The organism is Paenibacillus periandrae (assembly GCF_022458865.1).
In the GTDB taxonomy this organism is placed as follows: Bacteria; Bacillota; Bacilli; order Paenibacillales; family NBRC-103111; genus Paenibacillus_S; species Paenibacillus_S periandrae.
On record NZ_JAJNMU010000011.1, the window covers coordinates 139,932 to 152,768 of the forward strand.

General features: G+C 46.6%; 13 protein-coding genes. 12 read left to right on the top strand and 1 reads right to left on the bottom strand.

The genetic code is table 11. The features are described from left to right. The first annotated feature begins 2 nt into the window (after nt 1-2). From LRL21_RS19530 to spoVM, 6 genes are all read left to right on the top strand, one after another. Nucleotides 3-791 (top strand): Stp1/IreP family PP2C-type Ser/Thr phosphatase, encoded by a 789-nt coding sequence (locus LRL21_RS19530; RefSeq protein WP_240417479.1) that lies wholly within the window; start codon nt 3-5, stop codon nt 789-791. Between the two features lie 6 nt (nt 792-797). Continuing rightward, the gene (pknB, locus tag LRL21_RS19535; protein ID WP_240417480.1) at nt 798-3,086 is read left to right on the top strand and encodes a Stk1 family PASTA domain-containing Ser/Thr kinase; all 2,289 of its coding nucleotides are present in this window, start codon (nt 798-800) and stop codon (nt 3,084-3,086) included. A gap of 5 nt (nt 3,087-3,091) precedes the next feature. After that, a complete protein-coding gene (gene rsgA, locus LRL21_RS19540; protein WP_240417481.1) occupies nt 3,092-4,051 on the top strand; it encodes a ribosome small subunit-dependent GTPase A in 960 nt (319 codons plus the stop codon). Nucleotide 4,052: 1 nt separating this feature from the next. Then, the gene (rpe, locus tag LRL21_RS19545; protein WP_240417482.1) at nt 4,053-4,709 is read left to right on the top strand and encodes a ribulose-phosphate 3-epimerase; all 657 of its coding nucleotides are present in this window, start codon (nt 4,053-4,055) and stop codon (nt 4,707-4,709) included. A gap of 28 nt (nt 4,710-4,737) precedes the next feature. Next, complete coding sequence (locus LRL21_RS19550; RefSeq protein ID WP_240417483.1) at nt 4,738-4,974, top strand: hypothetical protein; 237 nt, start codon at nt 4,738-4,740, stop codon at nt 4,972-4,974. Nucleotides 4,975-5,209: 235 nt separating this feature from the next. Further along, nucleotides 5,210-5,290 carry a stage V sporulation protein SpoVM gene (spoVM, locus tag LRL21_RS19555; RefSeq protein ID WP_076232607.1) on the top strand — a complete coding sequence of 27 codons (81 nt, stop codon included), beginning with the start codon at nt 5,210-5,212 and terminating at the stop codon, nt 5,288-5,290. Between the two features lie 91 nt (nt 5,291-5,381). On the opposite strand, the gene rpmB is transcribed toward spoVM, so the two are convergent. Next, nucleotides 5,382-5,570, bottom strand: coding sequence for a 50S ribosomal protein L28 (gene rpmB / locus LRL21_RS19560; protein WP_076232610.1), 189 nt, complete (start codon nt 5,568-5,570; stop codon nt 5,382-5,384). A 231-nt stretch (nt 5,571-5,801) separates the two neighbouring features. Between rpmB and LRL21_RS19565 the strand changes: the two genes are divergently transcribed. The 6 genes from LRL21_RS19565 (at nt 5,802) to LRL21_RS19590 (ending at nt 12,806) form a co-directional block, all read left to right on the top strand. Continuing rightward, nucleotides 5,802-6,164 carry an Asp23/Gls24 family envelope stress response protein gene (locus tag LRL21_RS19565; protein ID WP_240417484.1) on the top strand — a complete coding sequence of 121 codons (363 nt, stop codon included), beginning with the start codon at nt 5,802-5,804 and terminating at the stop codon, nt 6,162-6,164. Nucleotides 6,165-6,227: 63 nt separating this feature from the next. Beyond that, nucleotides 6,228-8,024 (top strand): DAK2 domain-containing protein, encoded by a 1,797-nt coding sequence (locus LRL21_RS19570; protein WP_240417485.1) that lies wholly within the window; start codon nt 6,228-6,230, stop codon nt 8,022-8,024. Between the two features lie 43 nt (nt 8,025-8,067). Continuing rightward, on the top strand, nt 8,068-8,919 hold the full coding sequence (locus tag LRL21_RS19575; protein ID WP_240417486.1) for a DegV family protein: 852 nt from the start codon (nt 8,068-8,070) through the stop codon (nt 8,917-8,919). A gap of 1 nt (nt 8,920) precedes the next feature. Beyond that, on the top strand, nt 8,921-10,975 hold the full coding sequence (recG, locus tag LRL21_RS19580; RefSeq protein ID WP_240417487.1) for an ATP-dependent DNA helicase RecG: 2,055 nt from the start codon (nt 8,921-8,923) through the stop codon (nt 10,973-10,975). An 89-nt stretch (nt 10,976-11,064) separates the two neighbouring features. Next, complete coding sequence (locus tag LRL21_RS19585) at nt 11,065-11,352, top strand: stage VI sporulation protein F (protein WP_240417488.1); 288 nt, start codon at nt 11,065-11,067, stop codon at nt 11,350-11,352. A gap of 113 nt (nt 11,353-11,465) precedes the next feature. Then, nucleotides 11,466-12,806, top strand: coding sequence for a glycosyl hydrolase family 28-related protein (locus LRL21_RS19590; RefSeq protein ID WP_240417489.1), 1,341 nt, complete (start codon nt 11,466-11,468; stop codon nt 12,804-12,806). Nucleotides 12,807-12,837 lie beyond the last annotated feature (31 nt).

Genomic DNA, 12,837 nt, shown 5'->3' on the forward strand with positions numbered 1-12,837 from the left:
GGATGTTAAAAACAGCTGCTTTAACAGACGTTGGACGCGTTCGTTTGGTTAATGAGGACCGGGCGGTTGTTCAAGAGGATATAAATGGAGTTGCGCTTGCTATTTTGGCAGATGGTATGGGAGGACATCAGGCTGGCGATATCGCGAGTCAGATGGCGGTTGATATTATTCATCAACACCTGCAGTCCTTAGCGGCTGAGGCATCTGTACATGATCGCAAAACATGCCTGAAGGATGCAGTGGAGCTAGCTAACGAGAAAATTTTTGAGTTCGCCTCCCAAAGGGAAAACTACCATGGCATGGGAACGACAGTTGTGGTAGCTATGGCTGACGAAGATACGGTTGTAATCGGGCATGTCGGGGACAGTCGCGTGTATCGGATTAACCAAAGTGGGATTGAACAACTGACGGAGGACCATTCTTTGGTCAACGTTCTTGTGAAAAGTGGTCAAATTACGCGAGAAGAAGCTGGACATCATCCACGTCGAAACGTATTAACGCGTGCACTCGGCACCGAATCGACGATTGAAATTGATATTCAGGATCTGAGCTGGCAGCATGGGGACACTTTGCTATTATGCAGTGACGGGCTTAGCAGCTTGATCAGTACCGAGCAGATTGTAGCGCCCATTCAGCAGGAAGCAGCATCGTTGGAGGAAATTGCTCAGCAGCTTGTTAATGAAGCTTTGACAGCAGGCGGGGATGATAACATTACTGTGGTACTGGTCAGTAATGAGTCCGAGTCTGATACCCAGAAGGCAGCAGATGATGTTAATGATGAAAAGAGGTGATGATGAATGAAGGGCAAGCAGCTGGGAGGCCGTTACGAAATTCTGGATCGCGTAGGCGGAGGCGGAATGGCCATCGTATACAAGGCTCTGGATATTTTGCTGCACCGGCACGTTGCCGTTAAAATACTCCGTCTGCAATATGTGCATGATGAGGAATTTATAGAAAGGTTCCGTCGTGAAGCACAAGCAGCGGCTTCATTATCACACTCGAATATCGTTAGTATTTATGATGTGGGACAAGAGGAAGAAATCCATTATATTGTGATGGAATACATTGAAGGTACAACGCTAAACGATCTGATCAAAGATAAAGCTCCGCTGCAGGTGGAGGAAGCCATTCGGATAGCGAGTCAAATATGCGAAGCTCTTGAACACGCCCATCATAATCAAATCATTCATCGTGATATCAAACCTCATAATATACTTATCGGCAAAAATGGCAGGGTAAAGGTTACGGATTTTGGAATCGCACGTGCTGTTACCTCGGCTACCATTACACAAACAGGCTCTGTCATGGGCTCTGTTCATTATTTTTCCCCTGAGCATGCAAAGGGAACCTTTACAGGGGAGCAATCAGACCTGTATTCACTCGGAATTGTTATGTATCAGATGCTGACTGGTAAGCTGCCTTTTATCGGTGAAAGTCCGATTAGCGTAGCCCTTAAGCATTTACAGGAAAATGTTGAGGACCCACGTCTTGTCAACCCGTTAATTCCGCAAAGTGTGGAAAATGTGATCTTACGTGCAGTTCGTAAAGATCCGTCCGATCGTTACAGCTCTGCGAGCCAAATGCTTGAGGATCTGGAAAGCTGCTTGCTTCCGCATAGACGGAACGAAGCCAAACTGATTTTCAAAGATATTGATGAACTGGATGAGGAAAAAACAAGAGTGATATCAGCCATACGCCCGGGTCAGTTTGTACCTGTGAATGAAGATGATGATGATAGCTACTCCAATCCAGACTCGTCATACAATGAAAAAAAGAAACGTGTATGGGTCAAGCCTGTTATTTGGATAGTTGTCTTGATTGGGCTGCTGGGTGGTATGTGGTATATGGTGGGGTACGTCAAGGCAAGTATGAAGGTTCAAGAGGTCATGGTGCCTAATGTAGTAGGCAAACCTCTGGCAGAAGCCCAACAGATGCTAAAGGATGCTCAGTTGGATAACGATGTGATAAGGGAAGATTCCAAAGATGTACCCAAAGATGTCGTTATCAGCCAAAGCTCCAGCAATATGAAAAAATTAATAAATAGCAAAATTACACTTCATGTAAGTAAAGGTATAGAATTACAGAAGATGCCCAATTTGGTTAACTCCAATCTGGCAGATGCCAAAACGGCTTTAATGGCCATGGGTATAAATCAAGAACGAATTGCCGTGGATCAGCAATTTGAAGAAAAGGATCCTGGAACTGTATTACAGCAGACGCCGGCACCTAATGAACAGATCGATCCGCTGAAGGCAACTGTAAAACTCGTCATAAGCAAGGGCAAAGAGACGTTCAAAATGAAGGATCTGATCGGTTTAACCGAGGAAGCTGCAAGAGCCTGGATTACGGCTAACAAGCTGAAGCTGGCAGCCAGTAATGTGACGACGGAAGCAAGCTATAAGCAACCGAAGGGAAGAGTTGTCAGACAATTCCCGTATGAGCATGATGAAGAGGTTTCTCCAGGTTCCGAGATCACCCAATTGATTATTTCCTCAGGTTTTCCTGAGAATGCGGGTCCTATGACCATTAAAATTCCGTATAAGCCGGCTGTTGAAGGGAAAGCGAGCACGATTAAGATTAATTTGACCGATGCCCAGTATGATGAATTTGATTACAAATCGATTCCTAATGTAACAAAGCCTTCAGAGGTTGAGGTCAAGCTGGTTGTTGCACCTGACAAAAATGCGATTATTAAAGTTAGGCAGGACAATGAGCTCGTCGACCTGATTACAGTTACGTATCAGGACTATCTGGCTCAGAAAAACGGTAAGCCGTTTAGCCCGCCACCGTCAGGTTCAGCGGGAACTCCGACGCAGACTCCAGCAGGAAGCGGCAGTGGCACCAATAAGCCAACAACACCACAAGCTCCAGGCGCCGGTACGCCGGACACCGGGGCAGGAGCGAAACCGGGTACAAACACAACTCCAGCGAATCCTGGTACACCGGCTTCCGGAGGCACCGGAACAGGGACTGGCAATGGAACAACTACGCCAACAGGGGGGACTCCTGCTCCAGGTACTCCGGCGCCCAATCCGACAGCTCCAACCAATGTCAAACCAAGTAATCCAACTAATACAGGGGGCTAAGATAGATGCCATCCGGCTTAATTATCAAAGCACTAAGTGGTTTTTATTATGTCCTTCCTGAAGACGAGCACAACATGGTATCAATTCAGTGTCGTGCTCGTGGAATTTTCAAAAAACGAGGCGAATCTCCCCTTGTAGGGGACCGTGTCAAGTATGAGCTGACTGAAAATGGAGAAGGCACTGTAGATGAAATTTTGCCGCGGATCTCGGAGCTGGTACGTCCGCCGATTGCCAATGTGGAGCTGGCTGTTCTTGTATTTGCTGTACAGGAGCCAGCTTTGAATTTGCAGCTGCTGGACAAATTTCTTGTGCATACCGAAAGCTCCGGGCTGCATACGATCATTTGCTTAACAAAGCAGGATTTGATTGAAGAAGCTCCTTGTCCCGTTGTTTCGATGGAAGAAGACAGCTCGGAAAATTTGCTGGAAGATAAGGATATCCCACAAACGATGCAAGAGGTCGTTCGTATGTATGAAGCGATTGGCTATCAGGTTGTAGTTACAAGCGCCAAGCTGGGAATAGGCATTGATACCGTTTTGGAGCGCTTGGCAGGCCATATCAGCGTGTTTGCTGGCCAATCTGGTGTCGGCAAATCCTCATTGCTGAACGCTATGGTGCCAGGGCTGCAGCTGGAAACGAATCAGATCAGTATGAAGCTTGGCAGAGGAAAGCATACAACTCGTCATGTAGAGCTGATCCGGCTGCATAATGGTGGGCTTGTCGCAGATACACCGGGCTTTAGCTCGCTTGATTTTATGCAGGTGAAGGAAGCTGAGGATCTGAGCGACAGCTTTAAGGAGTTTAAGCCATACTCTGCTCAATGCAAGTTTCGAGGCTGTGTGCATTTGCATGAGCCGGAATGCAAAGTGATTGAAGCCACACAAGCAGGGCACATCGCGCCTTCGCGTTACAAACACTATCTGCATTTTTTAGGGGAAATTAAAGAGAGAAAAAGGAGGTACTGATATGCTGATTATTGCACCGTCCATATTATCCGCAGACTTTGCCCGATTGGGAGCCGAAATTGCTGATGTGGAAAAAGGGGGGGCAGATTGGATTCACGTAGATGTTATGGATGGACATTTTGTTCCTAACATCACAATTGGCCCTCTAATCGTTCAAGCGATTCGCCCACATACACAGCTTCCTCTCGATGTCCATTTGATGATCACGAATCCGGATGCGTATATTCCTGCATTCGTCCAAGCGGGAGCCGACCATATCTCCGTTCATGTAGAAGCCTGCACGCATCTGCATAGGACTTTGAGATTTATTAAAGAACAAGGAGTTAAGGCGGGAGTCGTGCTGAATCCGGCAACACCGTTATCTTCAATTGAGTATGTAATGAATGAGAATCTGGATTATGTGCTGTTAATGACCGTTAATCCTGGCTTTGGCGGTCAACAATTTATTGACGGGATGCTGCCCAAAATTTCCAAGCTGCGTGAAATGCTCAATGAGCGGGGGCTTCACCATGTTCATATTCAAGTGGATGGCGGTGTGAATGCTGAGACTGCGCGTCAGGTTGCAGCTGCCGGAGCTAATGTTCTTGTAGCAGGCAATGCGGTGTTTGGACATGCAGATCGTGCTGAGGCGATCAGGTTAATACGAGGCAGGGAGTGATTGTTCTTTGAAATTCCTGATCGTATTGATGTACAGTTTGCTGTGCGCAGTGCTGCTCAATCTTTTTTCGCAAATTCAAGACTTGCTTAAATATTTATTCTCTTTAGGTGCCTTGTATCTGGGTATTCAATTTTTCAAAAAGCATGATGAAAAATGGATGCGAATAACATTTGTCATTTTGACGATTATTCTGTATTTTATTGCAGCCGTTGTATATGCTTTTTATCGATACATACAATATGGGGACGTCCCTGCCCAGAGCTAGAGAATCCGGATGACGTTCAAAGGTTTTGTCATAAATCGGCATGTTGCCTCATAAACTGGTTACAAAAGTTACGGCTTTTGTGGCCTTTTTTTGTTTTATTTTGGACTTGGTTAAATGTTAGGCACTTTTTCCAAGCTGCGGAATATAATGGAGTATGATGAGCCATGTTCCTGGTCAAATGAGGAATGCAATGTCAGGAAAACGAACAATCGAGTGAGCTGAAGGAGGGGTAGAAGTGAAATTTTATACAATCAAGCTACCAAGGTTTTTGGGCGGTCTTGTAAAGGCTGTACTTCATACATTCAGCAAAAATTGATACATGGAAGCGAATAGAACTCGTGGACGCCTCTGTATGAGCACCAAAAAAAGCACCTGACAGCAGGTGCTTTTTGTACGTGGAAGTGAAACTACACACGTGCGATTTTGCCGGATTTCAAAGCCCTTGTGCTAACATAAACGCGCTTTGGCTTACCGTCCACAAGAATACGAACCTTTTGAACGTTAACACCCCAAGTACGTTTCGCCTTGTTATTCGCATGAGAAACGTGGTTGCCTGTTCCAGGTTTTTTGCCAGTAATGAAACATTTGCGGGACATTGTACTACACCTCCTTAAAAGCCTCGAAGACCATAAGCCTTGTCCTCAGAAGCGATCTCTCTATAAGCAAAGAGTATTCAAAAACATACTAGATTATCATATCACAGCACAATTAATGCCGTCAATCTCACATTGATGATTTGTGAGGGCAATTGGCGTATTTATTTATTTATTCATGTTAATATAGTAGAATGAGACAAGGATAACTTGTAAACCAAAGGGGCTGGAAAGATGACGATTGAGCTGAATGCGGAATATGGAAAAATATATGTAGCAGATGAGGTCATCGCCATGTTGGCGGGTTCGGCTGCTTTGGAATGCTATGGGCTTGTTGGTATGGCCACACGTAATCAATTAAAGGATGGAATAGCTGAATTGCTCAGACGTGACAATTCGAGCAGAGGCGTCGTCGTTCATCGCCATGGTCAGGAAGCTCCGGTCATCGATCTCTACATTATTGTAGGGTATGGTACTAAAATATCAGTTGTCGCCCAAAATGTACAAAGAAAAGTTAAATATATATTAAACGATGTTGTTGGACTCCAGGTAGACGTTGTGAACATCTATGTACAAGGAGTACGTGTCATTCAGTAGCTTGAAAAGGCGGTTAGGCGTCGGGTGCTGAGCAGGGTACTTGTGGCAGAAGGAGGGAATCAATTGAGTAAGCGCTTAAATGTATTGAACGGAACGGATTTTATTCGAATGGTCGAAATGGGTGCGGAGCAGCTCCGTCAAAATGCGGATAAGGTCAATGCACTGAATGTATTTCCTGTTCCTGATGGGGATACGGGAACGAATATGAATCTGACTTTTACATCCGGTGTTGAAGAGCTGCGTCGACGTCCTTCATCCCATATTGGTAAAGCGGCAGAAGCTCTGGCGAAGGGGCTGTTGATGGGAGCCAGAGGAAACTCGGGAGTTATTTTGTCTCAGCTGTTTCGTGGGTTTGCCAAGTCCGTCGCGAATATGGATGAGGTCAATGCAGAGCAACTGGCGGCCGCTTTTCAGCAAGGTGTAGATATGGCATATAAGGCCGTAGTTAAGCCCGTAGAGGGTACCATTCTGAGTGTAGCGAAGGAAGCGGCCAAACAAGGCGTACACCATGTCAAACGGCACTCTGATATCCAATCACTGATGAATGAAATACAAAATAAAGCTACTGAAGCCTTAGCTCACACGCCAGAGCAATTGCCTGTATTAAAGCAGGTTGGTGTGGTTGATGCCGGAGGGCAGGGGCTGTTGTATATTTACAATGGTTTTGTGCATGCATTGTCGGATGCGGATATTGACATGACATACACTGTCGTTGAGCGTGTACCCAGCAGCGTACGGTACTTAGCTGTGCCGCCAAAAGTTATTGGTCGTGCCAGCAATAATGACAAGCAGCCGGGGCAGCATGAGCCAGTGAGCGCACAAGCCAAGCTTGCAACCGAGGACATCGTATACGGTTATTGTACCGAATTCATGGTTACGTTGAACGCGCACAAGACGAAAGCACGCCCGTTTGAGGAACACGATTTCCGTGAACGTCTGTCTGCCTTCGGTGATTCGCTGCTGGTTGTTTCAGATGATGATTTGGTTAGAGTCCATATTCATGCGGAATATCCGGGAACGGTGATGAATGCGGCTATGGAGTATGGCGAACTGAGCCGCATCAAAATCGAGAATATGCGTGATCAGCATACACATATTTTGATGGAAGAACTGGAACTGGCAGAGCAAAGTCATCATGTGGATGATACAGCCTCAGCTTCCCTTCTAACCCCTCATGTTCTACAGGAAGCTGTGAAGCTGAAGCGTTTTGGTTTCGTGGCGATATCAGCGGGTACAGGTATAAGTGGAATTTTTAAAAGCTTAGGTGTAGATCAGGTGATTCACGGTGGTCAGTCGATGAACCCCAGTACGGAGGATATCGTTCAGGCTGTGAACCAGATTGATGCACTGACTGTATTTGTTTTGCCGAACAACTCTAATATTTTGCTGGCGGCGGAGCAAGCTGTCCAACTTATTGAAGGAAAAACTCTTGTAGTTATTCCAACCCACACTATTCCGCAAGGCATAGCGGCGATGATTGCTTTTCAGGAAAATGAAGAGCCTGAGATTAATGTAAAGCTTATGCAGCAGGCAGCGGATCAGGTTGAATCGGGAGCTGTTACTTATGCGGTTCGTGATACGACATTGGATGATCTCGATATTAAGCAGGGGGATTACATTGGGCTCCATAATAACAAAATTATGACGGCAGATAAAGATTTGCTCACAGCCTGCAGTGCGTTAATTGACAGCTTGCTTGCGAGTGGCGGAGAAGTGGTTACGATCTATACCGGGGAAGAAGCGAACGAAGAACAGAGCCAACAGCTGGTACAGTACATCGAACAAACTTACAGTGACGTGGAAGTGGAAATTCATCGGGGCGGCCAGCCTGTTTATTTCTATATTGTTTCTGCAGAATAAATATCGTTTTTAATATGAAATTGTACAGAATGGGGGATATCGATTGAGACAGGTTCGCATCGTTACGGACAGCACTTCGGATATTCCGGCAGAGCTGCAGCATACACTTAACATACACGTGGTCCCTTTGAAAGTTCATTTTGGAGCAGAAACCTATCAGGATGGTGTGGATATGGGATCAGAGGCTTTTTTTGAAAAGCTGGTCGCTTCCCATGTACTGCCCACTACCTCTCAACCGTCTCCGGTAGAATTTCTCGAAACCTTCAAAAGGCTGGCGAAGGAGTCGGACGCACCCATACTTTCCTTTCATTTGTCATCGGCATTAAGTGGTACGTATCAATCGGCTATCCTGGCCCAAAACATGCTGGAGGTGCCGGTGGATGTAACTGTGATTGACTCCAAATTGTGTTCTTACGGATTCGGCATGCACGTTGTGGCAGCGGCAGAGGCAGCAAGGGAAGGCAAGAGCAAGGATGAGATTATACAGCTCGTAGATAGAATGCGGGAAGAAATGAAGCTTTATTTTCTGGTAGATACACTGGAGTACCTGCAAAAGGGTGGTCGTATCGGAAAAGCTGCAGCACTGCTTGGTTCTCTATTGAATATTAAGCCGATTTTGTCAATGAATGCAGAGGGTGAGGTGTATTCTGTGGACAAGGTCCGTGGTCATAAAAAAGCAGTGGCAAGAATCGTCGAGCTGCTGAAGCGTGATTTTGGTGATCGACCTCTGCAAATCGGAATTGCAGATGCAAACAGTAAAGCAGGAGCGGAAGAATTCAGCTTGATGATGGAACAGCACTTTAATGTGAAGCATCAGCAGCTTACGCAAATTGGTCCTGTTGTCGGCACACATACCGGTCCGGGAACCGTAGCTGTGTTCGTTTGCCCGGTTTAATATGAAGCTGAATGTGTATGAAATTCCAGTTAAACAGGTACAGGGAGTCAGAGGGAAAAAGCCTGAAGAGTTATTGGCGCTTGGCATAACAACAGTGGGGGAGCTTCTCGACTATTACCCATTTCGATATGAAGATTATACGCTTCGTGACCTCACGGAGGTAAAGGATGGAGACCGGATTACCGTCCAGGGTACAATCGTTGGAGTGCCGCAGGTGCAGATGTATGGTCGGATCAAGTCTCGTCTTACTTGCAAAATCGTTGTTGACCCTTTATTTATTACAGCTGTCTGGTTTAACCGCCATTTTATGAAGGACCAGCTGGTAGCGGGAACCGAGGTTGTACTGACCGGGAAGTGGGATCAAAAAAGATTGCATCTTACCGTATCCGAGTCTGAATTTCCAGGTAAAGGAGCTTCACAGACAGGTACGCTGCAGCCTGTTTATTCGATTGCGGGACCTATTACGCAAAAGTGGATGCGCAAGACCACCAGACAGGCAATGGAGCAGTATGGTGATCTTCTGATTGAGGTGCTGCCGCAGGAGCTGCTGGATCGCTATGAGCTGATGTCTCGTAAGCAGGCGGTTGCGCTGCTGCATATGCCGGGCTCCGTTCAAGAGGGAGTGCGAGCACGTAAACGGATGGTATACGAGGAGCTGTTTTTATTTCAGCTGAAGATGCAGGCTTACCGTGCCCTGAATCATGAAAGAGCGGATGGCGTAGCCCATCCTCTGGATTTGCCGGAGGTACGCGCTTTTGTCAGAGCGTTGCCGTTTGTGCTCACCGATTCACAAAAGAACGTACTGGCTGAAATCCTCCACGATTTACAGCAACCGTTCTGTATGAGCCGGCTGCTTCAGGGAGATGTAGGTGCAGGGAAAACCGTAGTAGCCGCTACAGCGCTGTTCGCAGTGGTCAAGGCTGGCTATCAGGGAGCACTCATGGTCCCGACAGAAATACTGGCCGAGCAGCACAAACGTTCTTTGGATCGCTTATTTGAGCCCTATGGCATTCAGGTCGGTCTATTGACCGGAAGTGTTTCGGACAAAAAACGACGTGATCTACTGGCGTCCCTACAAATGGGACTGATCGATATCGTCGTGGGAACACATGCATTGATTCAGGAGGATGTGTATTTCCGCAGTCTTGGTCTTGTCGTTACGGACGAGCAGCATCGGTTTGGTGTTAATCAACGGAGTATACTGCGACGCAAGGGCATGAACCCCGATGTGCTGACGATGACAGCAACTCCAATTCCACGAACGCTGGCAATCACGGCATTTGGCGATATGGATGTGTCAACATTGCGCGAGCTTCCGAAGGGGCGTAAGCCGATCAAGACGTATGCGGTTACCCATGATATGCTGGAAAGGGTGCTCGGGTTTATTCGCCGTGAGGTATCGGAGGGGCGGCAGGCTTATATCATTTGTCCACTAATTGAGGAATCCGAAAAGCTGGATGTGCAGAATGCCATTGATGTTCATGCGCAGCTGCAATTTGCTTTTCCCGATTATCAGGTTGGTTTGTTGCATGGTCGTATGCCCGCAGCAGATAAGGAAGGAGTTATGCGAGAGTTTAGCGCTAATCGATTTCAGGTGCTCGTGTCGACTACCGTTATCGAGGTCGGTGTAGATGTCCCTAATGCAACACTGATGATCGTGTACGATGCGCACCGTTTTGGACTTTCCCAGCTGCACCAGCTGCGTGGTCGTGTCGGCCGCGGAGAGCACCAGTCTTACTGCGTACTCATCGCTGATCCCAAGAATGAGATCGGGAAGCAGCGAATGAAGGCGATGACAGATACGAATGATGGATTTGAAATTGCCCGCCGCGATCTCGAGCTGCGTGGTCCCGGAGATTTTTTTGGTACGAAGCAGAGCGGCTTGCCCGACTTTCGGCTTGCTGATATGGTGGCTGATTTTGAGACGATGGAGCAGGCTCGCGATGATGCAGCCGAGCTTGTAAAACGGCCCGATTTTTGGACGGGTGCATCTTACAGTACATTGCGTGAATTTTTGCGTCGTGAGCACATATTTGACAGCGAGCTATTGGATTGATGCTTAACTTATTTTAAAAGCACATATTCGTTGCCTCCGACATAGACTTACTATGGGTTCTATTTTCTCGGTCGGAGGTGTTCGCAGGAATGAGCTATCAAAAATATGGGTTTGAGCCGGCTTTTGTAGAACGTGTTAAGCTGAAATTGAAAAATCCTGACACCAAGGAACGAATCAAAATGATGCTGCAAGGTGTAACCAAATATGATTTGCAGGATCGCTCCAAGGTGAGGCGGTTTGTTGGTATGCTGTCCAAGGTGCTTGGTGAGAAGCTGACAGACAAGCAGACAGAGAATATGATCAGCTTTGTGATTGCACAAAAGATAGATCCGAATAGTACACTTCATTTAATTAAGCTGTGGAGCATGTTCCGCTAAGAAGGTGAGCTGCTTAGAGTAGGGAAGATCGTAGTGAAATGTTTGCATGGGTTGCCAGAGTGATCACTCCCAAGTTATAATCTGGGTAGATTGCTCAGGGGGAGGAAACTTCATTGCTGCCATTGGAACCTACAGATATGGACAAACATACGAATAAACCGATAACCCGCAGGCAACTGCTGGCAGGCTTAAGCGCTGCAGGTGTTTTACTTGCTGCAGGTGCCGGATTTCCGTGTGAAGCTCAGGCCGCCGCGACGGTACCTGTTGGGAATACGAATACATGGTGGTATAACGTTAAAGATTTTGGCGCTCAGGGAAATGATCGCATTGATCAGGACGATAGCCCGTTCATTCAGGCTGCTATCAATGCAGCGGCTGTTACTGGAGGAACGGTCTATTTGCCTGCCGGTAAATATATCATCAAAACGGCTTTGTTGCTGCGTTCCAAGGTTCATCTGCTTGGAGCAGGGGCCGAAGCGTCGATTATCAAAGCTGGATTGATTAACCTGCAGATGGTAATGTGTCCGGCTCAGGGGAAACAGATTTCTGTTGAAGGCTTGACTTTGGAAGGGATTGGATATTCTACCAACTCTGCCAATTCAATGGTAGAGCGAGGTATTTATGCTATCGAATCTTCATTTATCCGCATTAGCAGGTGTTCATTTAAAGGAATAGCTAATGGTGTGCATCTGGTTCGTTCCGAGCATGTCTCTGTTCAAGATTGTTCATTTATATCTCTTGTCGCTGGCGACAACGTGTATGAGGGATATGGGGTGACGGCAGAAGGTGGAGCAAATCATATCATTCAAGGGAATCATTTTAAAAGTCTGCCCAGATCCTGCGTTCAACTAACGGCAGGCTGCTCTTACTCATTAGTTGCGGGCAATGTAATGGAGGCTTGTATTGAGGCAGCTATTACACTTTCTTCCAAGCTTTCTGTTTGTATGTACAATGTAATAGAGGGCAATGCTGTTACGGCCTTTGGTTTGATTGATAAGGAGACAAGCAGTGCTTACGGAATCAGGCTCAAGGATGCTTGCAGCTATAATCATATCGTGAACAATTCGATCACACGTACCACATTCGCTGGTATACAACTGGAGGCTGTTGAGAACGCCGGGGATGATCGGCCGTACGGAAATGTAATTACGGGTAATAAAATTGATTTTAGTGTGAGAGGAATAGCTGTACTTAATGGAGCTGCCAATTCGTTAAAGGCAAACGAGGCGCGCCGAGTTGAGGTCGGTATCCTGATCGATACGGTCGGTGAAGGGAATGCTTCTACTGCCAAACAAAATGTGGTTACCGGTAATAGCTTGTTTCAATGTTCGACTTCAGCTGTGAAAATTGGCTCCAACCGCTGCCAGTCCAATATGGTTCATAGTAATTCAGGATTTGACAATACAGCTGGCCTCACTGACAATGGAATGGAAACAGTAACCATAGGGTTTTAAAAAAAAGCGGGTTGTCCTTTGAATAGGGCAA